Below are 22,430 nucleotides of genomic sequence, written 5' to 3'. Positions count from 1 at the left end.
GCTAACTATGGCCAAACTGACTCGTAAACTTGCCCGAAAATATAAATCATTAACCACTGTAAGCACACAGTTTGCTATTGGTTTACCCCAGCAGTTTCAGCCGTGGCTGGCTGGTAATAAGCATTCGGTGCGCCGCCGCGGCGCTGGCTTAAGTCGCGCACAACAGTCGGTCAGCAAACTGATGAGCAACCATAAGTGGAAATGGCCGAAGCAAGATATTGTATTTATCTCAGATCTACATGCCGATGCGCAGGCGCTGACGGATTCACTGGTTGCCTGTGGCAGCATTAAGCCCGTTCGTAACGATGAATCAATTAAATTGACGTCGGTTGGCAAGCAACGCGTCCATGTGTTTGGCGGTGACTTCTTTGATAAGGGCCCATCGAACTTAGCGCTGCTTCGCCAGCTCAAATGCTTTATAGAAGCTGGTGCCAAGGTTAAGCTGCTGGCCGGAAATCATGATATTCGCGTGTACTACGGCATGCGTTATGCGGGGCTAACTCGAGATCCGCGAAACGGTCATTTTTTTGTCCGCATGGGCGTCAAAGCCGTTCCATTTCTGGCAGAAATTAAGCGCGACTACCTAACCGAATCAGACTACCAGCGCTTGCCCGATGACGACGGCTGTGCCCGTTTGCTCATCCCGCAACACGAATGGCATCAACAATTCCCTAAGTTAGCGGCCTGGATGATGCCGCCGCCGGCAATTGAACGTGAAGTATCGAAGATTAACAACAAGTCGGCAAAGTTCAGACAGGCCTGCACTGAAGCCGGTTTGTCGATGCGCACCGCCTACGCCGCTGCGCTTAAATGGCAGCAGTTGTTTCTTCAGCCAGAGGGTGAGTTCCACTGGTTTTTTGAGCAACTCCAACTCACTTACAAACGTGGCTCTTTTTTGTTTGTGCACGCAGGACTCGACGACCGCATGGCGGCCATGTTGCACGATCAGGGCATCGGCTTCGCCAACAAACTCTTTAAACTACAACTCAGTGGCAGCGCATTTGAGTTTTACTATGGCCCAGTAGCCAATATGATTCGCACCAAATATCGTTCGGTTGATATGCCGCTTAGCCAACATGGCGCCAATTTAGCGCATGCCGCGGGCGTGCATGCCATTGTTCATGGTCATCGTAACTTGCTACGCGGCCAGCGCATTTCAAGCCGCAAGAGCTTGATCCACTTCGAGTGCGATATCACCCTTGATAGTCATAGTCGCGCTAAAGAAGGTTTAACTGGCGCTGGCGCAGGTGCGACCATCATTGACGCCAAAGGCGCAGTGATTGGCATCAGCAATGACTACCAATGGATTAAAGTCTTTGATCCCAAGGGCATTCGCGCCGACTATAAACAACAAGCACTGACCGCATAAGGAAAACCAAGGTGGCCTCAGAAACCAAAGCATTTCGCTACGAATCACTCGAAGACCAAGACTCTATTGCCGATCTGTTAAAAGCGCTAACGAGTGGCATAAAAAGCGGCAAATTGAGTTTTTCTGATGATAACGGTGAACTGTCGATGACGCCCCACGGACTCATTAACTTTAAACTCACCGCCAACAAGGAAGAAGGCCGCAACCGCGTCAATCTTCGAGTTACTTGGCATGATGCCGATGACCAACCGAACGCCGGCGGCAAACTCAAAATCAAGAGCAAATAACCAGCAGCGATGATTCGATTGGCGCGTTAAACCCAAAAAAAGCCCGGCTCATCAGCCGGGCTTTTTAATTCTGTTGGTTTGTTAAGCCTTGCGAATGTTGTTGAAGAACCAATACATCAGCGCGGCAAAGGCGATAAAGCCAACTACCATGGCTGTTACCTCGCTACCCAGCCAATCGGTACCGATTCCATCCGGCTTACGGCTTTGCGCAAAAGCGACAGCCGCTATCCCCACACCAAGCAGGCCTTCACCGCCCACAAAGCCAGAACCTAGCAGTACGCCGCGTTCGCGACGGTCTTCTAATTGCGCCGCTTTCTTAGTGCGTTTTTCAAAGTAATGGCGAATCAAACCACCAATGAATATTGGCGTCATGGTTGCAACAGGCAGGTACACGCCAACCGCAAACGGCAACGATGGAATCTTGAATAACTCACAGACAATGGCGATACCAGCACCAATGAAAACCAGAGTCCAAGGCAAGTTTTGATCGAGCACGCCATCAATCACTAGTTTCATCAGCGTAGCTTGCGGCGCGGGTAGTTCTTTCGAACCAAAACCAAAGGTTTCGGCCAGCAACAAGACAGCTAAACAGACAAAGGTTGCTGACGTCAGCACGCCTATAAGCTCTGCCATTTGTTGTTTTTTCGGCGTAGCGCCCAACAAATAACCGCTTTTCAAATCTTGTGAAGTATCACCGGAGATGGATGCAGCGATCGCGACGACACAACCAACGATAAGGGTTGCCGCTTTACCGGCGGTGTCAGTCCAGCCCATCGCTAAGAAGATGGTCGCAGTGCCTAACAACGCCGCAATGGTCATGCCACTCGTCGGGTTCGAAGTCACTCCAACTAGGCCAACAATTCGCGATGCAACCGTGACAAAGAAGAACGCAAACACAGTGACACAAAGGGCTGCAGCGAGGCGAATACCAATGTCGCCTACTTGACCAAAAGCACTCGGGAACAAGGTTAACACCGCCACAATAATGACCACGGCAACACCAACAAACTTAAGTGGCAAATCGCGCTGGGTACGAGGCACCGCGCGCCCCGCTCCGCTGCCATCACCAAGGTGACTAGCTCCTGCTTTAAACGACTCCATCATCAAAGGAATACTGCGGATCAGCGTAATGATGCCAGCTGTTGCGACGGCACCAGCACCAATGTAGCGAACATAGCGCGTCCAAATCTGCGAAGCGGACATATCTGTGATCAGCATTTGCGTTTCAGGAAACAGCGGTGCCGTTAAACCATCGCCCCAGTATGCAATACCGGGAATAATAATCAGTGCGGACAGCAAACCACCGCCAACCATAATGGCAGCAATTCGAGGGCCTAAGATATAACCCACACCAAACAGCGCGGCGGATAAGTCGATTCCGATACTGGCTTTTTTAATAAAGGGAATATTGAATGAGGCGTGATCGGGAATCACTTTGAGCCACGAGGTTAAGGTTTTAAAAAGCGCTGCAACCCCCATGCCCCAAAAGATGTACTTGGCTTTATTGCCTCCAAGTTCATTGGCCACTAACACCTCTGCGCAAGCTGTGCCTTCTGGATAAGGTAGTTTGCCGTGTTCTTTTTCAATTAGGTATTTGCGCAGGGGCACCATGAATAAGATACCGAGCAAACCACCACACATGGCCAATACCGTCATTTGCAACAGATCGGGTGCAATGCCCCACATAAATAACGCGGGCAAGGTGAAGATCACGCCACTGGCGACGGAGCTCGAAGCCGAGCCGGTTGTTTGCGCGATATTGGTTTCAAGAATGGTGCTGTTAACACCACCCTTGGCCAAGATTTTGAACACCGCAACGGCCATAACCGCAACGGGAATGGAAGTGCTGATGGTTAAACCTGCGCGCAGGCCCAAGTAAGCATTGGCGGCACCGAAAATGATGCCGAATAAGATGCCAAGGCCGACGGCCTTGAACGTGAATTCGGCGACATTACTACTCGCCGGCACATAGCTTTGATATTCCTCACCCTCGTTCAAAGGGCGATAAGCTTTGGCGTCTAAGCCTTTTTTATCGCTCACGCTTGATCCCACTTACAAATATTTAATTCCGCTCAATCCTACCTATCCCGCCAGCGGGTGCAAGGGGGCAAACGCAAGATGGCACTGTGATTTATAGCGCGCAGCATGTTAGGCCAAACTGACAAAATTCAGCTATTGTTGTTTGCGGGCGAGCGATTGGCCGGCATAAGTGTCTTCAGGGGGCGTTTTTAACGGGTTAGCAAAGCAACAATTTCATCGCTTCGTTTTAGCGTACGAACTTTTTTGAACAAGCAATCGGCTTGGCTATATCGATGGCGCAAATGAGTAAGCCATTGCTTAATGCGATTCGGGTAATACTTACCTTTATCGCCGGTCACTTCATACTTGGAATACTTCACCAATAACGCCAGCACTTGAGACCAAGTCATGGGCGCTTGTTGCCCGCGAATTACCTGCGCCAAATTTGGTAAGGCTAACGCGCCTCGACCCACCATAATATGTTGGCATTGGCTGGCGATCAGGCAGCGTTGGGCACTGTCAAAATCCACCACATCGCCATTGGCAATGACGGGCATGTTGGCACGAGCACAAATTGCTGCCAGTTCATGCCAGTGAGCTGGCGGGCGATAACCCTGCGTTTTGGTTCGGGCATGCACCACTAAACTGCTCGCGCCTGCTTGATTGACGGCATCAATCGTTTCGGTCAGCAATGATGTGTCGTCCCAACCAAGCCTGATCTTGGCACTGACATGTTGCTCGCTAGGGACGGCTCGTCTAACCGCATCAACAATCGAAAAGATAAGCTCAGGCTGCTTGAGCAGTGATGCCCCGCCTCGGCTTTTATTCACCGTTTTGGCCGGGCAGCCAAAATTCAAGTCGATACCTGCCGAGCCTAAGCTGACTGCTGTAACGGCATTTTCGGCCATTACATCCGGTTGCTGGCCCAGCAACTGGACGCGAACGGGCGTGCCCGACGTTGTTTTCCCGCCGTGGTGTAGCTCAGGCGCAAACCGATAGAACACCCGTTCTGGTAACCCGTGATCCACTACGCGAATAAATTCAGTGACGCACAAATCGTAGCCACCAAGCCCCGTCAGCAATTCGCGCATTAGGTGATCCATCACACCTTCCATTGGCGCCAATATCAATTGATCGACACGTTTGAGGTGGGCAGCATTTTCGATGGTGTTTGTCATGGTTCAGCTTGGGTCTTTGGCAAATGGTCAACAGCCGCTGCATTCTATGTTGCTACAGCATAATCGCAAGTTTAACGATAACGTGTGTACGGTGGAGTTGCGCATCACGGCAGAACAAATCAACGTAGCCCCATTCAAAACTGAATCGAAGCGCCACATTTGTTCAGAACAATCATGATACTGGTTCAACAGGCATAAGCGCTCCGCGATAAATTAAAGCGCAACACTATTGTTCTCACGGTTATTGTTTCCCAGACTCAAAGGACAAGACCCTAGTTGAAACAATAATGACCACCCTACACCACGGTTTATCCAATTTTTTTGACTTGATCCGTTACAAAATTCACTTGATGCCGACTATCGCTACAGCGCGCTAAGTTATACAATTCACGCTTCTTTTTGCTGTAAACACTCAAATTCCATGCGCGCATTATGTCAATTCGCAGAAACCCGTTGGTCTTGGTTACTGCTAGCTATTTCCGCCTTAGTACTCGATCTGGTTGCCCTTTATTTTCAACACGTGATGCTGTTAGAGCCTTGCGTGAAGTGCATTCACGAACGCGTCGCCATGTTTGGCCTCATGTTCGCTGGTTTAATTGGTTTGATAAACCCGCGCTCGATGGTCGTTCGCATCGCTGGTTATGGCCTTTGGATTTACAGTGCCATTGAAGGGCTACGCATTGCTCTATCCCACGTCGCATTGCAGGCACCAACAGCGAATCCATTTATCAATAGCTGTGGTATGGATCCTGAGTTTCCAAGTTGGGCGCCGTTGGATTATTGGTTGCCTGAAGTATTCATGCCGCGTGGCATGTGCGATGAAGTGCAGTGGGAATTTCTTGGCTACTCCATGCCCCAATGGTTGGTTGTGTGCTTCTCAGTTTATATCGCCATCTGGACGGTGGTATTGATGAGTCGCTTTTGGATTGCCCGCCGCCCGTAATTTGATTGCGGCGGCCGCTGGAGATTTAGACCTGCGATTGGCGCGCTAGCAGTCCGCTAGCGGCCAACTAACGATGCGATCTTCCGGATCGCCACCGATCGATTCATGAATCACTTTACCCCGAACAGACTGCCCGGCTTTGTGCATGGCCGCTTTAGACCCTGTTAACAGCGGGTGCCAATCAGGTAAGCCTTTACCCTCTTCTAATCTGCGATAAGCACAACTCGGAGGCAGCCACGAAAAGCTCTCGCGATGCTTTAAGCTCACTTTCACGCAATCGTTCACACGGGCAAATCGATGGGTATAGTCCGTACAGCGGCAACGCTTAGTGTCGAGCAAATCGCACGCTAGGTTGGTGTAGTGTAATTCTTCTGTGTCGTCGTCAATAAGCTTCGTCAGGCAGCACTTACCGCACCCGTCACAAAGTGACTCCCATTGGGCGTCGGACATATCGTCCAGTGCAGTGGTTTGCCAAAACGGCTCCGGCCCGCTCATTACTGCGCCTTGAACACTGAAGGATATGCAATACGATCTGACAGATAACCCACAGATGTTACGAAGTAATAAGAACGGTTCCAGTCCATCAACACATCGTAATTTCCGTACGCTAAGTAAGCACGACCTTGAGCGTCATCAGGAAGCACGATGGATGCTTGAATGTCGCGCGTTGGCAAATTACTCATGTCATAACGGCGCACGCCCAGCGCTTGCCATTCAGCCAGTGATTTTTTGGTCTTTAACCCAGTTAAGCTGACATCAAAACCTTCCGGTAACTTCACCTGGCGGCCCCATGTCAGATCATTGTTCCAACCCGCTTGCTTGAGGTAGTTGGCAATTGAAGCAAACACGTCCTCTTGGGTGCCCCAAATATCTTTTCGACCATCGCCATCGTAATCAACGGCGTAGGCTAAAAAGGAACTTGGCATAAATTGGGTTTGCCCCATTGCGCCAGCCCACGATCCTTGAAATTTAGGTAGATCAATATGGCCCTCATCCAAAATGCTTAACGCTGCAATCAGTTCTTTGCGAAAAAAGGCTTCCCGACGACCATCGTAAGCTAATGTCGCTAATGCGGATATGATGTCAAAATTGCCAGTATAGGTACCAAAATTGGTTTCATTTCCCCACAGCGCCACAATGAACCGTGGCTGCACCCCAAATTCATCGCCAATTTTCGACAATAATTGGTAGTTCTCTTTGTAGAGTTTGCGGGCTTTGTCGATTTTCCATTGCGGTACACGCTTGGGCAAATAGGTATCGAGCGTCTGACGTTTTTCAGGCTGATTCCGATCAAGCTTGACCGACCGCTTTTTAAATTCCACGTTGGCAAACGCTTGGTCGACTGTATGAGCCGCAATCCCCTGTGCCACAGCTTGTTGTTTTACTTGTTGTAAGTATTGTTCAAAGCTAGGTTTCTCCTCCGCCATTGTCGTCGCACTCATCAGCGCGGCAGAACAAGTTACAACAAGTAACAAAGGGCGGATCAGGGCGTTGCGTAACCTAGTAACAGTAAAATTTGACCAACTCATCACAAGCTCCTAATCGTCGAGTCCGAGAGATTCTCGATGTTCTTTCAGTAAGTTTTTCGGCGGCGGTGGCAGTTGCAAATAAAAGCCGGTTGAAAGCAGTTCGGATTTCACTTTTTCCAAATCAACCAATGCTAACTTTTGCTTATTAGCTAAGTTCAGCACGATGACAAATTGCGGTTTGCCAAACATTTCTAACAGCGCTTCCGGCACTTTAGAAAAATCATCGCGCTTGGGTAAGTACAAAAAGGTTTCTGGTTTTTTCGGGCTTTTATAAATTGCTGTTAGCATTGGGCTTTAAATCACGTCTAATTAAAAATTAGTTCGGATATTTTCACGAACCGCTCGGACTATATCATGAACAAAATCGGAAGAAAGTTAGCAGTTTGTTGCTAGCCATTGCGTTAGCGTTTCCCCAACTAACTGGCCGCGCCAACCACTGAGCAACACGGGCTTGTCATCATTTTTTGGTTGTTGCCAATGCCACATGAGCAACTCATTAATGAGCCTTTTGGAGGCCAACGCCGGCGCTGGAATATCAGCTTGCTCAGCTTGTTGTTGAATGAGTTGGGCCAACGCTTTACTGCGCTGTTTGTACTGCGGAATATCGATGACGCGGTAAATTTGTTCAGGCCAGTCAGCCTTATCAATTTTCTTCGCATCGGCGATTAACGACAGCAGTTTTGAACCGTGAATACGCGCTTCAATGGGCGACACATCATTCAGCTGTTTTAGCTTCGCCATGGACTCTGGTTGGCTTCGTGCCAGGGCAATTAACGCCAAGTCTTTAATCACAAAACCCAACGCCATGTCTTTTGCCATGGCGCGCTGATAGCGCCATGCTGCCAACTCTCGTAACACCGCTAATTGCTGGCGATTGAGTTGCCAGGTATTTTTCACGTCGAGATAACGGTTGGCGAGCGACTTATCTTTGCGAGCCGCAAGGCGGCTACACTCATTCATGCACGCTTCATACAGGCCTTTGGCTTTTAATTCAGTAATTAGCGCTTCAGCAACAGGCACTAAATAGTGAACATCATCAGCAGCGTACTGCAATTGTTGTTCACTCAAAGGTCGCGCTAACCAATTGGTGCGCGAGTGTGATTTATCGAGCTCGACGCCACACACCCGTTCAACCAATGCAGCAAACCCCATACCTGAGCCCCAATCCAACATGGCTGCGGCTACTTGCGTATCGAGGATATTGCCAAATTGAATCTTGCCCTCATGCCATAGCAATTCCAGATCTTCACCAAAAGCGTGGAAAACAGTTAGCTGGTCGGTTTGCTGTAGCCATTGCCAAAGCGGGCTTAAATCATCAATGCCTAACGGATCAACTAGCCACACTTGGTTGCCATCGGAAATTTGTAGCAGGCCAAATTGCGGGTACAACGAACGTTCGCGTACAAATTCTGTGTCTAAATAACGCACAGGTGCTGCACTACATTGTTCAATAACCGCGATCAGTTGGGGTTGCGAATTGATGACTTGAAAGGGCAAGGAGGATCTCCAGCAAAACAAAGAGAGGCGATCTTACAAAGCCCGGTGCTAATGCGCCAGCATTAATATGGCGCTGGACCACGGTAATTAACACTAATTACTACAAATAAATTGCTATTTATACGCTTGACCTTGCTGTCGATCAGAGTTTGGCGGTATAACAAGTTACATACTGGCTCTTTCGCCCAACAATCAAATCTCGCTATGCAATTAACTAGCTTTACCGATTATGCCTTGCGCACACTGATGTACTTAGGGCTGCAGCAAGATGACAAGCTCGTCTCCGTCAACCAAGTGTGCGAAGACTTCAATATGCCGCGCAACCACGTGATTAAGGTGACGCAGCAATTATCACAACTGAACTACATCACCTCGGTGCGTGGCCGACTCGGCGGCATTCGCCTGAAATGCGACTTAAACCAAATCACCGTGGGTCAGGTCATTCGCGATTTTGAAAAACGCCTTAATCCGATTGACTGTGAAGGTGTGGCCTGCCCTGCTAATGGCCAATGCAAATTGCAATGCTTACTCGGCAAAGCCCAGCGCGCATTTCTGGCTGAGCTAGATAAAGTCACCGTTGGCCAAGTGCTGAGTCAGCCAAGAATCAATCAAGAATCCGTGGTGCATTTAGCACAAGTCATCTAAGTGGCCAATTTCACTTAGACATAAAAAAACGAGCCAGATGGCTCGTTTTTTTATGTCTCAAGATTGCGACTACAGCTCTATCGTTACCGCAGCTGAAGTGTACACACCTTTTGGCGTTGTCAGTTCAACGAGAAGCTGACCACCACCATCGGTTAAATCTAATCGCACTTGGTAGACGCCGGCACTACAAGCGGTAAAATCATCAATACCTAGGTATGGGTGAACAATACTGGCATTGGTGCTGCTTTGTTCAAAACCACTTGCTCCCAATAGCTTCAATGGATCGCTCGGCGTAAAGCTAATTTCACTGCCGGCTGCAACGGGGTTGATGGTCACACCGTCAGCGGCAATGTCGTAAGCACAAACCACGGCCGTTGATACGCCGGCTAACGTCGACGGCGTTGTATTGCAATCTAGGTTAGTGCCATCCCAACCACAGAATTTAATTTGTGGCGCGTTGCCGGCCATCACGATCACACCTTGACTGTGCACATCAACCAAGTCTTGAGTACAAGTGCCAGCGGTTGCCGAGTCTTGATGACAAAGTTGGCCGTTGTAGATGCCGTCTGGTCCGTCGTAACTGCCATTTGAGTTACGGTCGATAAGCTGATCGGCATTGTTGTAAATACCGTCTTCATCGTCATCACGATAAGCTTCACCAATATCGTATGCCGTATCAAAGGTATCAGCGTCATGTTCGAATAAGCCGTTACCGTTATTGTCGGTAAACGATTCTTCACCCTCAGCAAATGCTAATACAGTGACCCGAGCATTGATTGGTCGCGGATCTTGCGAAGTCCAACTCACAGTACAAACGCCACCAGCGGTTTCACAACTTGGTTCGATCGCCCCACCTTCGGTAATAAACGAGATAGACGTGCCATCGGAGACAGGGTTACCAAAGTGGTCTGCCGCACGAATAGTGACGTCAACTTCCTCACCGTCATAGCCCCAAGATTCAGGGTTATGAACAGAAAAGCTCAATGAGAAGCTGTCAATATCGGGTAAGCCCGTCGCAATAGCCAGCTCACTGGAAACCGTTGAGATGACGGGATCGCTATCCGTGACAATGGCTTGGACGCGCGCCGAGCCCGGTAAGCTGCCGGCACGAACTGTTGTCGTTACTTCACCGTTTGAGTCAGACAGCGCGGTTAACACACTCAAATCGACTTTGTCGTCGCCACTGGCAAGTGAGAAATCGACAGACTCCCCTTGTTTCGCTCGGCCATTGGTGTCGGTGACTTTAAAGGTAACGGATGAGGTTGTTTGCCCGCCTGATCCTTCAAGATAAATGAAGGTTGGATCGGCAGACACAAATTCAATGTTGCCAACAGGCGTGTCGGCAATAGCAATCACCACACTATCAAGGTCACTCGATGAACCAACGGTTACCGATGCTGAAATCACATCTTCGGTTTCGCAACCGTCCGGCTTATAAGTTGCAACGGCTGTGCCTGCAGTTGATTGAATGGATTCGTCGATGATTGCGGTATCGGCTTCGGCACACGTTGAAGAGAACACGACTTCAACGGGGGTTTCGTAAGCGTCACCTTCATCTGTGGTGAGTGTGGCAGTTACCGCAATGGTAGAGCCATCCGCTAATTCTTCGCCATCGGCCAATGAGGTGGTCAACGCTAAGTTAATTTGCACCTCGTTGATGGTGGCATTTAGCGAGTCAGTGGCATCTTCAAAGACGGCATCAACAGTGACAATGCCGCTGTCACTGCCAGCTGAGATGTCTAACGTGGCGTAGCCACTATCATCGGTCAACACAATGCCATCGCTTGGCGACAAGGTACCTTTCGACGAGGTAACAGTGACCATTTGGTTCACTGCCGGATTATTATCTTGTTGCGCCATCACCACAATTAGTGCCGGCGATGCAGCAGAAAAGTTGGTAATTTGCATACAGCCATCTTGCGATGGTTCACAGTCCCAAAGCTCTACTGACACACTATTAGAAGACGTGACTGGCGTGCCGTTGATGGTAGCAACAAGCTCACTGCTAGCATCTGAATATGACGCCGTCAGCGTCACGACACCGGTGTCTTCACCTGCCGTAATGGTTAAAAACCCTTGGCCGTCGGTATTGGTTAAGACGGTACCATCGGATTGAGATAACACACCTTTATCAGCTGCAACCGTCACTTTTTCGCCACTGGCTGCACTACCGTCGGATTCTGCCTCAACGAAAATGACCGTTGGCGGAGAGCTTTCAACTTGATCCGTTTCGCTACAGCCCGTTAAATCTGGCGCCGACAAGTCAAATGAGTCACAGGCCCATAAGGTGATTTCAACCGTTTCTGTCGTTGTACCGCCGTCGTCGTCATCGTCGTCCTCTGACAACGCACTACCGCCGCCACATCCAACTAATAAGGCTACTAACAAAATCCATGACCACTGCACCCATTTTGACATCATCAACATCTCCGTGCTTGAACTGGGTATATAATTCCGGCATCACTATAACGAACTTTTAACCAGACCTGTAATTAGCAATTTCAACTAATTGAATCAAAATGCGAGCAAATGCGGCCTTTATCCCATTTACCGCACTTGGTAAGGTAGCGGCGTCAGGTTTTATCGGAATTTAAAATGAACCAAAGTAAAAAATTATCCCTTACCCAGCGTATCGTGTTGGGCATGGTGGCCGGGATCGTCGTCGGTTTTGCACTGCGACAGTTATTTCCCGGTAGTGAGTTTGTCGACAACTATTTCACCAACGGCTTGTTTCACGTTGTGGGCAAAATCTTTGTCGCCAGTCTGCAGATGCTCGTCGTTCCTTTGGTTTTTGTATCGCTAGTGTGCGGCACCTGCCAGCTAAAAGATGCTTCAACACTTGGCCGGCTGGGTGGTAAATCGATTCTGCTTTACCTGTTAACCACGGCAATTGCGATTGCTTTGGCTATGTCTGCAGCGACCTTAATTGGCCCAGGCCATGGACTGGACTTAGATACCACGGCTAACTTCAATGCAGCACAGGCGCCAGCCTTGTCGCAGGTATTCATCGACATGTTCCCGCGCAACCCAATTGAGGCAATGGCTAAAGGCAATATGCTGCAAATTATTGTCTTCGCCTTATTGTTTGGTTTCGCCATGGCGATATCGGGCAAGCCAGGTGAGCGATTAGCGGCAGTCTTTGAAGATCTCAGCAAGGTCATCATGAGTTTGGTCAGCATCCTCATGAATTTGGCCCCATACGGTGTATTTTGTCTCTTGGCGAAACTATTTACTGAGATGGGCTTAAGCACCATCGCGAACCTCGCCGGTTATTTCTTAGTGGTATTTGGGGTGCTCATAATCCACGCGACGTTGGTGTACCCAACGCTGTTAACCACCTTTGCACAAATAAACCCCAAGCCGTTTATGAAAAAAATGCGCGATGCCGTTTTGTTTGCCTTTAGCACCGCATCGAGCAATGCCACCATTCCGGTCACAATGGAAACGGCTACCCGTAAGCTCGGCGTTCATAACAGTGTTGCTTCGTTTACCATCCCAATGGGGGCAACCATCAACATGGATGGTACCGCCATCATGCAGGGTGTAGCGACCGTGTTTATCGCTCAGGTGTATGGGATTGACTTAAGCTTCGGAGACTTCCTCACCGTTATTTTAACGGCAACCCTCGCCTCCATCGGTACCGCTGGTGTTCCAGGCGTTGGTCTGATCATGCTCGCGATGGTACTGCAACAAGTGGGCTTGCCGGTTGAGGGGATTGCGTTGATTATCGGTGTTGATCGTCTGTTGGATATGACACGCACCGCCGTTAATGTGACGGGCGATACCATGGTGACCTGTGTGGTTGGTAAGAGCGAAGGAAAAATGGATCTTGACGTTTACAACGATGAAAGTGCCGGCTTAAAAGAAGAAGAGGTTCACCTCAAGTAAGCCTCACCACACTAACAATCACTGGTGCCAGTCTCTGATGATGAGGCTGGCTGCCAACTGCGGCAGCAATTGCGGCCATCTTCTTTCGCCAAATAGAGCGCCTTATCAGCCTTGTCGAGCCATTTATCGGCACTGTCTTCGGCCATCAACTCAGCAACACCAGCACTGACCGTGATGCGGATCTGATGAGGGGCGCCAACGGGTGCCATGCGCTCTTTAATGAGTTCAATCACCCGATACGCTTCCTTACTATTCAAGTCCGGTAACAATAACAAGAACTCATCACCACCAAGACGAAACAAGCGATCATTACGGCGACTATGCGCCAGCAGCTGATTGGTAAGCCAAATCAACACTTCATCGCCCACCGCATGCCCATGCTTATCATTAATTTGCTTGAAGTGATCAATGTCGAGCATCACCACAGATGCTGCGGTTTGATGTCGCGCGGCCGTATCCATGACATGCGCAAGTTCATCAAACAGCGCGTTACGGTTATAGGCTTTGGTTAGTGGGTCAAGGAACGCCAGCTCGGTCAATTGTTTCTGTTGGCGCAACATCATCGAAGCGAGGCCAAGGGTAAATAAATAACAAGCGCCTAATCCAAACCCAACTCGCAAACTCTCGGCAAAGCCATGTTGGCCTGCAAAAAAGAAAATTGCGGTAATTGTATAGACCGCTAATAAAGGGGTAGATAAACGTATAGGCATCACGAAAAATGCCGCAAAAATGAGCGCTGGAATTAAGTAAATGACATATAGGTCGGGCATAAACAACACCCATAAGGATGTTGGTAACGCAGTGAAAATAAAAAGGCAATCAAGAAACACATGAACACACAGATGAGGCGCAACACGCGCCACTAGAACGGTTGCTGCCAGCATCGAGGCCATCACTGTAAGTGACGCGGAAACCAGCAGGTTGCCTAGCACAAAGTGGTAAACAGCAAGGGTTGCCACCGGAACAAACGCGACCAAATGCATCAACACGCTGACGCGAGGCCCTGCATTGCCTGCAGGGACTTCTTTCATCCACTCATGTGCCGTGGGACGTGGTGACTCGTTTAGTCTGCTCAAATGGCTTAACTCCCTAGCTCTAAGTGCTTAACATCCTTATAAGCACCGGCGATTCGTTAGCTACTGCTGCCAGTAACGTAATTTTTGACTCCAGTTCGCGGCTACGCGCGCAAGGCTCGACGTGACATTTTCGGCCACTTTTTCTGACAGTTTTTTGCGAATGACATAGCGCACTTCATGGATCTCTTTGTCGTCTAAGCAATGCTGCATCAACAACTCATCAGATGTTGCTAGTTCGTCAACCAAGCCTAATTCGTGAGCTTGAATGCCAAACCAGTGCTCGCCAGTCGCAACCTTCGCTAAGTCGAGCTCTGGCCGATAGCGCTGCACAAAATCTTTGAACAAGCCATGCACTTCATTTAATTCGTTTTTGAATTTGTCACGCGCTTGATCGGTATTCTCACCAAACATGGTTAACGTGCGTTTATACTCGCCCGCCGTTACTTGTTCGAAATCAATGTCATGCTTTTTCAAGAGACGATGGAAGTTCGGTATTTGGGCAATAACACCAATGGAGCCAATAATGGCAAACGGTGCGCAATAGAGCTTATCGGCTAAACACGCCATCATGTAGCCGCCACTGGCCGCGACTTTGTCGACCACAACCGTTAACGTCAAACCAGCTTTTTTTATACGGTCTAATTGTGACGCAGCAAGGCCATAACCATGAACCACGCCGCCACCACTTTCTAATTTTAGCAGTACTTCGTCATGGTCAGTATCTGCGACCGATAGAATCGCCGTCACCTCTTCTCGTAACGATTCCACTTCGTGGGCATCGACACTGCCATTAAATTTCAGTACAAAGATGCGCCCTTGTACTTCCTGTTCCGAAATATCTTCAGCAGCACCTTTCTTTTTCGCTTCTTTGGCTTTTTGTTTAGCGTCTTTTTTGGCCTGTTTCGCCTTCTTTTTCTCTTCTTGCTTGAGCTGCTTCAGCTCTTCATCAGATAACAACTGATGGCGAATGACGTCTTGGTGTTCATCAAGCTGATCTCTCAGATCGGTCAGTTCAAGGTGACCTTTACGGCCAACACGCCCTTTTGATGAATTAGCAACAATCAAGCCGATAACCGCGGCAATGGCAATCACGAAAGTGACCGTTTTGGCTAAAAACAGTCCGTACTCATACAAAAATTCCAAACTCGTACTCTCTGGTCAATTAAACGACACCGCTATAAAGACCGGCGTCAGCAACAATAAATTCAAAAATGAACGCCAGTATAGTGATTATTGCAACCGCTTCACAGTAGCAACCTGATTCACTAGCTGCTCAAGGCTATGAATGTTTGGACAAACCTGTTGCACAGCATTAAAGGCAGCAGATTGCCCTGCTGGCTCAAACAACTGCTGCATAAATGTTCCATTCACTTGCTCAGTGCAACTCAATAGCAATTTAGCAAATGCCGGATACCAGAGCCGTTGATAGTAAAGTACACCGTCGCTAATCAAAGTGTTGAGCGAATATTGCGGCGTATATTCAGGCGGCATTGGCACTTTCATATAACGTTCAAAATAGTGCTGATTAATGGATTGCAAACCAGCAAAGTTCGACATGCCAAGGCGATGATAGTCGAGCGATACAGATGCTCTGAATAACTTCTTGGCAATCCGCTTAGGTGATTTTATTTGGCCAGCCAGCCATGGATCATGGTCAGCCATCAACGCTTCGAACAGCGCCATGCCCAGTCGAGAGAAATCTCGCTCGATAGGGCTGCCACTAAGGCCATGGTACTCCGCCCTCGCCATTGCATGTTGTACTGCCTGCCCTAATTGACGATAGAAGCTACGTCGATCGCGCCCGTACCAAGCCGTTATCGGTAGCGCCATCAACACCGCACTTTCGGCTTCTCCGCCACCGTAGACGCCATGGCGTAATGCTCGGTGGCGTGCCGATGCCGATTTATTTGAGCGCGCAAACACATCAAAATACACAGTGGCTAACACTCGCGGTTGGTCATCGCCATTAGCTGTGACACTAAGGTGATACGCCGCTACACCTGGGTGCCAATAACGGGCCGGTTGATTATGTTGCTGTTGTTCAAGCTGTTTGGGGGTTAATAAATCAGGTGCAACCACAGGCGTAAATTGCAGACCAAACTGCTGCAAATACTGAAATGTTTGTTGCATTACCGCTATTGGACTTTGACCAACATCAGCAGCCGAATCCGGCGCCCTTACACTGGTATATAACCAGTCACTGTGCTCGAATTGTTGGGGTAAGTTGGCCGCTGCAGTAGCTGCCAAATATTGCATCACCAGCTCAGGGCTATCGAGCAATTGGGTGCGCAACTGATAATCTGCAAAATTTGCGGCCCCATGATTTTTAGCCCATAACTGGCGTTGATTGAGCACCATATCCAGTTGCATCATATTTTCTGGCATGCCTTTGGACTGTAATGCAACCCATGCCATACGGCGGCATTCGGTAGCCACTGGGTAGCGCAAAAATCGAATCACCTGGGCGCCTCGTAATGGCAATTCGAATTGGTCATTGCTGAGCCAACGTTGTAATTGATCGGTCGGCACACCCTGCTGGCATTGTTGCGGCAGACGTAACTTTTTATCCAATGCTCGCAAGGTTTGTTGATAACCAGCTTCTGCGTAATGTAACCGTTGATTGCTTTGCTGTGCTCGCTCACCGGAGACTAAACCTGCCTGATGCAACCAAAGCCCAAGCAAACGGCTGCCCTGCTTGGATAGCGTCTGATCTTCCAACGCACTAAGCATGTCACTCGTTTCATCAAAACTTAACCACTGCTGCTCAATGGTCGATAAGGCGTCAAGGCATAGCAACGCCTGCTGCCGCAGATCGGCATTGGGTGACGCGTCTGCTAACACCATGGAAATGGCTATTTGCGATTCCAAGCCAGCAACAGCTTCATCAAGTAAACGAAGCAACTGCTCATCGGCTTCAACATCTCGACTTAAGATTTGATCGATACGGCCGGCGGCTTGCTCGCATTGCATGGCAAGTTCGCCAGCACTTTGTGGCCATTGCGTTGGCGATTGCACCTGCGCATGCCCAGCGGTTAACCAACAGCAAGTGAACGCACAAAATATAGCTACTAGAGTTTTAATGTTAGGCACTGGGCAGTACTCACAGAATGGCCGTCTTATCATCATCCAATCTTAGTCTTACGTTGCTGTCGAATCGAGCCGACCAATTACAACTTTTATCAAACTCGTCATCATACCTTCCAGATACAAAAAAGCTCGGCATATGCCGAGCTTTTTTATCAACCTTGGTTCCTTTTACGATGCTGGAACAATCACCGCGGCGGACTCTTCAGAAATGGTCAATTGCTGACCTGCAGTACTAATAAACTCTGCAGCTTGCTGTTGCATGGTAGCCGTCACTACCGCATTTTTAGCCGCATCCGGCGCAATGCCTTCGACTGCAGCAGGGCTTAACAATGAACTATGGAAACCGTACATAAAACGCACTGCACCCATAATCCCATCGCTATCGGCTTGCGAACTAGAAATGGCAGGTAACGAAAGTGCACCAATTAGTGCCTCGGTACCGGCTACCGGCCAACCATTTGCGGCTGTACTGTTGGGTAGCACATGATCGCTTAAGTTCTCCGCACCATTACCAACCACTTCGTGCAGTAAAACCGGCGTTTCAAGAGCACTTAGCGTACTGGCGAAATTGATACTATCCGCACTATCGAGTACTTGTTGAGCGGCGAACAAAAATTCGTTCAGCACCGTCGGATACACCGCATCGACCATTGCTTGGTACTGCTCAGGATCATTTTCTGCAATCGCTTCTAGCTCTTCTGCAGTGAGTGAGAAAGCTGTCTGTAACGCTTCCGAAAACGTATCGGACGCAGTTAAACCATCTTTAAGCACCGGAGCGAAGGTGGTTGAAAACGCCACACTTGGCCCATAGCCGCCGGTCGGTACGTTAAGCACCGCACTATTGAAGGCAAATGGATTCGCCATTTCTACGCCGTCAACCACAAACGGTGTATTGGCGACCGTAACAGCAGATGTGCCAACAATGGCGCCTTGTGACATGCCAACAAAACCAACGTGGCTAGCATCAAGCAATGGTGCCTGCATCATGGCCGCATCTTGCAACGCTGTGAATGTAATGGCCGCGCGGAGGGTTAAAATATCAAGCGCACTTTGTCGCATGGCATCGCGGACTGACATCAGGCTTGAAAGGTTCAAGTACGTCAATACATTACCATTCGCATAAGCCGCTCCGTTACTTGGCGCCGTTGCGGTTAGCTCATACACGCCATTGCCGGTCAGATCGGCGCTACGGGCACCATGCATTGGCAAATCAAGGGCAATCGTCGCTTGCCCTTGCAGCGCCATTGTTCCGGCCAAACCAAGCACTGATTCTTTTAGGCTGGTAATGCCATGAGCAAATACGGCAACAGGCCAGCCCGCGGCAGGTTCAGTCAAGGTGAGCTCAGCAGGAAGCAACGACATATCAATGCCCGCTAACGATGCTCGAATGGCATTCACGGTTGTTGTATCAGGCACGGTAATCAGCACTGGTACTTGTTGCAGACCTTTGACTAAGCCAAGCGGATTGTATTGAGTCAGATGTTTTTCAGAATCAACTGGGGTGCCGCTGGCGTCAGGCACATTGATTTGCAAACCAACCCATTTGCTCGGATCCGCTAGATCTTCCGGTGTTAACGCCGGATTTTGAGTCATGGCTTGGATAGCGAACGATTCTTGCGTTAGCGAGCCATCCGCCAAAGCGCCGGCAATCGAAACAGGGCTATCGCCTTGCGCTTGCCAATATGTGAACAACACATCACAGACACCGGTGGTGACCAATTCGGTCAAATCACAGTTGTCGGTGCTGGCAATGTCTTGGAACATGACTAAATTGACCGTCGCACTATAAACATTTGCAGCACTTGCGATCAACGCAGCTTGGCCTTCTAACACAACACCGGATAGAGCAAGCATTTCCGCTGCATTTAATCCTGTATCGGTAATATTGCTAAGCGTTGGCTGGCTATTAGCAACCACCAGTCGACTAATCGACATCACATCCACTACTGACTGCGTAGTAAACGGCATGCTGTAATTCACCGTATCTAAATCAACACCAGCTTCTGCTAAGCCTGCCTCATAGCTGTTAACGGCGGCTTGTAGCAGCAATTGTGATTCTGATCCTAGCGGCTGCGTTTCAACATCGAGGCGCAACAACTCATAGCTCGACGATGGCAACACCGAGCGACCTTCAGAGTCTTCGAGCAAGGTTGTGGTTGCCAATAAATAAGACGTTTTGGGTTTTAGTGGCTTAATGGGCACCACAACAAAATCAGTCCCATCAGATTGAGTGATAAAGTCGACGCCATAAGTTAATTGCGACACCACTTTACAAAGGTGGCCTGTCGACACAGTCACACAATCAGGATCGGATGACAGCGGGCTACCTAAAATCACCTCAAAAAGCTCAGCGGCGCCAACTTGAGCAGCACTTTCTACACTCAAGCTGTAATCACCAAATGACGCTTGCGGATAATCCATTTCGATAACAATGGGCGCACTCGTGCCCCAACCGTCCAACGAACTAAGGGCAACGGCAGGGTCCGTTAAATCCATTGGATCATCGACCGGTATGTCGAGCGTGCCATCCGTGGTGGTTAGTAGCAAAATGTCCGATGGCAACGAAATTTCACTATTAGCGGGATCAAAGACGATTCGCGTGTAAGGAACGGCAGGTTCTTGATCGTTGGCAATGTCTTTTAGCGACTCGCCACCGCCACAACCAGCCAGCAACGCCAGTAACAGCGGCGCAGCCGTGTAATTTGTTATTTTCATTATTCTCCCCAACTTCTTGTCATTGTTATGGTGTTAATCGTCCTTTCGTTAACACAAATGTAAAATTCAAACTCGCGTTTGAATAATCCATTAAAGCTAAACCAATAGGAGCAATTGCACTAGTGCCATCCTGTTACCTTGATCCCAGTTCCAATAATTTGGGTCGAGCAACAAGCTCAGGTACACTGCGCACAGAATTTTTCGGGTGAGCTGTTATGAACGTTCAAACTGTTGCGCAAGACGCATTTAAAAATAAAGTGATTTTAGTAACCGGTGCCGGCGCGGGTATTGGCCGACAAGCCGCAACCTCATTAGCTGCGCATGGTGCAACTGTTATTTTGTTGGGACGAACCGTCGAAAAGTTAGAGCAAGTTTATGATGCCATTGTTGCTTCGGGCGGGCCCGAGCCAGCCATCATTCCACTTGATTTAAAAGGCGCGACGGAAAAACACTACCTCGACATGGCCGCAACCATTGAATCAAGTTTGGGTCAGCTCGATGGTGTTCTTCACAACGCAAGTGAGCTTGGTGTCCTTGGCTCTATTGAACAAACCGACATGGCGATGTTTGATGAAGTGATGAAGGTTAATGTGACCGCCCAGCTCAACATGACAAAAGCGCTGTTGCCATTGTTGAAGAAAGCCGATGCCGGGCGCATCGTGTTTACTTCGTCGTCCGTGGGTAAAAAAGGTCGCGCGTTCTGGAATGCCTACGCGATTTCAAAATTTGCTACCGAAGGTTTAATGCAAGTATTGGCAGATGAAATGAGCAATACCAATGTTCGCGTCAACTGCATTAATCCAGGTGCAACTCAAACCGGAATGCGTGCTAAAGCTTACCCAGCAGAGGACGTCTCATTGCTGAAACAGCCCGCAGATTTAATGCCTCTATACCTTTATTTGTTGAGTGTTCAGGCGCAAGAAAACGGCCAGAGCATAGACGCTCAGCCCAAATAACGACTGAAAGATGACTCACCAGCAGGTGGTATGTATTCAACCTGCTTGATTTAAGCAATGCAAAACACAGCTTATACTTGTGTTTTGCCCTTAACGAAGTTTGTTTGTGCACGCCGTTCAGCAATTATTTGTTCAGTCTAAAGCTCAAAGCACCCGCCCCTATATTGGCCGCGGTAGCCACAACGATCGTTGTATTGGATGCCGCCAACCCCCTGCTCAATGTATTTGTCAGCAATGCCCTGAGCCAGTGGAAACCGCCGCGTTTTTGCTGATCATGTATCAGGGCGAAGTGTTTAAGCCGAGCAATACCGGCTGGTTAATTGCCGACGTTGTTGCCGATTGCCACGCCTACAACTGGTCTCGCACCGAGCCAGCCCCTGCTATGTTGGCACTGCTGAATAACCCGAGATATCAGCCCATCGTTATCTTTCCCGGCGAATATGCCCTACCCGAGCAGCCTGTCAGCGCAAGTATTCCGCCCCTACAACGTGGCAAACAGCCTTTGTTTGTGATCCTTGATGGCGCATGGCGTGAAGCCTGTAAAATGTATCGTAAAAGCAACTACCTCCATCAACTACCGATGTTGTCGTTTAGCCCCGCAGCGATATCGCGATTTGAGCTGCGTACAGCCTCTCGCGATCATCAGTTGGCGACAGCAGAAGTTGCGGCATTGGCACTCGATCTATTCGGTGATCAACGCGCAGCCACACAGCTAAACAATTGGTTTGATCGCTATTCCCTCGCCAGTTTGAGTGAAGCTAGGCGGCAACGCGGATCATAAATTTAACCTATTGATTAAATTTCGATTTGGCAGTCGCCTTCACTATTGTCAGCTACTCCCTTCAGCGCTAGAGTGGTGATGAATTGAATGCTCATCGCGATAGAAACCCAGCGCGCCTTTCAGTTCTCAAGGAGAAAGAGAATGACAACCACAAGCAAGGAAAAACGGTATTGCGCAAGCTGCCAACATGACACTCAACATGTGGTGGTGGTCGCCCGTAAAGCCAGTCCATTTCGCAATGAAAAACACCGATCGCTGAAAGAGTTTTTCACTGGCTTGATCAACGGTTGGGCGGCGGGCCCTTTATTGGCGGAAATTGACGATCATGAACGGCATGTGATTTGCGAACAGTGCGGCACCAAAATCGTACAAGGGTAATTCAACCAGTTCTTACTCCAATAAAAAACGGCGCCTGAAGGCGCCGTTTTGTTTTAAATTGAAACGTAATCGTTAATGTAAA

General features: G+C 49.1%; 19 protein-coding genes. 8 read left to right on the top strand and 11 right to left on the bottom strand.

Annotated features, from left to right (window positions below):
• The first annotated feature begins 7 nt into the window (after window positions 1-7).
• The gene (locus K0504_RS04250; protein WP_220102919.1) at window positions 8-1,369 is read left to right on the top strand and encodes a metallophosphoesterase family protein; all 1,362 of its coding nucleotides are present in this window, start codon (window positions 8-10) and stop codon (window positions 1,367-1,369) included.
• A gap of 11 nt (window positions 1,370-1,380) precedes the next feature.
• Window positions 1,381-1,656: an amphi-Trp domain-containing protein gene (locus tag K0504_RS04245; RefSeq protein WP_220102918.1), complete on the top strand. Its 276-nt coding sequence runs from the start codon at window positions 1,381-1,383 to the stop codon at window positions 1,654-1,656.
• A gap of 81 nt (window positions 1,657-1,737) precedes the next feature.
• Here the strand turns inward: K0504_RS04245 and K0504_RS04240 are convergent, their stop codons facing one another.
• Both K0504_RS04240 and dusC read right to left on the bottom strand, forming a co-directional pair.
• A complete protein-coding gene (locus K0504_RS04240; RefSeq protein WP_220102917.1) occupies window positions 1,738-3,696 on the bottom strand; it encodes an OPT family oligopeptide transporter in 1,959 nt (652 codons plus the stop codon).
• Between the two features lie 188 nt (window positions 3,697-3,884).
• Window positions 3,885-4,853, bottom strand: coding sequence for a tRNA dihydrouridine(16) synthase DusC (dusC, locus tag K0504_RS04235; RefSeq protein ID WP_220102916.1), 969 nt, complete (start codon window positions 4,851-4,853; stop codon window positions 3,885-3,887).
• Window positions 4,854-5,274: 421 nt separating this feature from the next.
• Between dusC and dsbB the strand changes: the two genes are divergently transcribed.
• Window positions 5,275-5,796 carry a disulfide bond formation protein DsbB gene (gene dsbB, locus K0504_RS04230; RefSeq protein ID WP_220102915.1) on the top strand — a complete coding sequence of 174 codons (522 nt, stop codon included), beginning with the start codon at window positions 5,275-5,277 and terminating at the stop codon, window positions 5,794-5,796.
• A 45-nt stretch (window positions 5,797-5,841) separates the two neighbouring features.
• On the opposite strand, the gene K0504_RS04225 is transcribed toward dsbB, so the two are convergent.
• The 4 genes from K0504_RS04225 to rnd form a co-directional block, all read right to left on the bottom strand.
• Window positions 5,842-6,291, bottom strand: a complete 450-nt coding sequence (locus tag K0504_RS04225; RefSeq protein WP_220102914.1) for a YcgN family cysteine cluster protein — start codon at window positions 6,289-6,291, stop codon at window positions 5,842-5,844.
• Window positions 6,291-7,325: a lytic murein transglycosylase gene (locus K0504_RS04220; protein WP_404822990.1), complete on the bottom strand. Its 1,035-nt coding sequence runs from the start codon at window positions 7,323-7,325 to the stop codon at window positions 6,291-6,293. Before K0504_RS04220 ends, K0504_RS04225 begins: the two co-directional genes overlap by 1 nt.
• A gap of 9 nt (window positions 7,326-7,334) precedes the next feature.
• Entirely contained in the window at window positions 7,335-7,613 is a 279-nt protein-coding gene (locus K0504_RS04215; RefSeq protein WP_220102913.1) for a YcgL domain-containing protein, read from the bottom strand.
• Between the two features lie 87 nt (window positions 7,614-7,700).
• Window positions 7,701-8,822 carry a ribonuclease D gene (gene rnd, locus K0504_RS04210; RefSeq protein WP_220102912.1) on the bottom strand — a complete coding sequence of 374 codons (1,122 nt, stop codon included), beginning with the start codon at window positions 8,820-8,822 and terminating at the stop codon, window positions 7,701-7,703.
• Between the two features lie 204 nt (window positions 8,823-9,026).
• On the opposite strand from rnd, the gene K0504_RS04205 reads away from it, so the two are divergent.
• Window positions 9,027-9,467 (top strand): Rrf2 family transcriptional regulator, encoded by a 441-nt coding sequence (locus tag K0504_RS04205; RefSeq protein WP_220102911.1) that lies wholly within the window; start codon window positions 9,027-9,029, stop codon window positions 9,465-9,467.
• Between the two features lie 69 nt (window positions 9,468-9,536).
• On the opposite strand, the gene K0504_RS04200 is transcribed toward K0504_RS04205, so the two are convergent.
• On the bottom strand, window positions 9,537-11,888 hold the full coding sequence (locus K0504_RS04200) for an Ig-like domain-containing protein (protein ID WP_220102910.1): 2,352 nt from the start codon (window positions 11,886-11,888) through the stop codon (window positions 9,537-9,539).
• A gap of 174 nt (window positions 11,889-12,062) precedes the next feature.
• On the opposite strand from K0504_RS04200, the gene K0504_RS04195 reads away from it, so the two are divergent.
• Window positions 12,063-13,355 carry a dicarboxylate/amino acid:cation symporter gene (locus tag K0504_RS04195; RefSeq protein WP_220102909.1) on the top strand — a complete coding sequence of 431 codons (1,293 nt, stop codon included), beginning with the start codon at window positions 12,063-12,065 and terminating at the stop codon, window positions 13,353-13,355.
• Window positions 13,356-13,366: 11 nt separating this feature from the next.
• On the opposite strand, the gene K0504_RS04190 is transcribed toward K0504_RS04195, so the two are convergent.
• From K0504_RS04190 to K0504_RS04175, 4 genes are all read right to left on the bottom strand, one after another.
• Entirely contained in the window at window positions 13,367-14,431 is a 1,065-nt protein-coding gene (locus tag K0504_RS04190) for a GGDEF domain-containing protein (protein ID WP_220102908.1), read from the bottom strand.
• A gap of 60 nt (window positions 14,432-14,491) precedes the next feature.
• Window positions 14,492-15,574: a protease SohB gene (gene sohB, locus K0504_RS04185; RefSeq protein WP_220102907.1), complete on the bottom strand. Its 1,083-nt coding sequence runs from the start codon at window positions 15,572-15,574 to the stop codon at window positions 14,492-14,494.
• A gap of 87 nt (window positions 15,575-15,661) precedes the next feature.
• Window positions 15,662-17,446, bottom strand: a complete 1,785-nt coding sequence (locus tag K0504_RS04180; protein ID WP_220102906.1) for a M3 family metallopeptidase — start codon at window positions 17,444-17,446, stop codon at window positions 15,662-15,664.
• 240 nt (window positions 17,447-17,686) lie between these two features.
• Window positions 17,687-20,233: a VolA/Pla-1 family phospholipase gene (locus K0504_RS04175; protein ID WP_220102905.1), complete on the bottom strand. Its 2,547-nt coding sequence runs from the start codon at window positions 20,231-20,233 to the stop codon at window positions 17,687-17,689.
• A 215-nt stretch (window positions 20,234-20,448) separates the two neighbouring features.
• On the opposite strand from K0504_RS04175, the gene K0504_RS04170 reads away from it, so the two are divergent.
• The 3 genes from K0504_RS04170 (at window position 20,449) to K0504_RS04160 (ending at window position 22,348) form a co-directional block, all read left to right on the top strand.
• A complete protein-coding gene (locus K0504_RS04170; RefSeq protein WP_220102904.1) occupies window positions 20,449-21,189 on the top strand; it encodes a YciK family oxidoreductase in 741 nt (246 codons plus the stop codon).
• 106 nt (window positions 21,190-21,295) lie between these two features.
• Complete coding sequence (locus tag K0504_RS04165) at window positions 21,296-21,970, top strand: tRNA-uridine aminocarboxypropyltransferase (RefSeq protein WP_220102903.1); 675 nt, start codon at window positions 21,296-21,298, stop codon at window positions 21,968-21,970.
• A 141-nt stretch (window positions 21,971-22,111) separates the two neighbouring features.
• Complete coding sequence (locus K0504_RS04160) at window positions 22,112-22,348, top strand: hypothetical protein (protein WP_220102902.1); 237 nt, start codon at window positions 22,112-22,114, stop codon at window positions 22,346-22,348.
• Window positions 22,349-22,430 lie beyond the last annotated feature (82 nt).

It is taken from the genome of Neiella holothuriorum (genome assembly GCF_019457915.1).
Classification (GTDB): Bacteria; Pseudomonadota; Gammaproteobacteria; order Enterobacterales; family Neiellaceae; genus Neiella; species Neiella holothuriorum.
The sequence above is the reverse complement of the archived record's forward strand: the minus strand, read 5'-3'. Positions and strand labels throughout refer to the sequence as shown.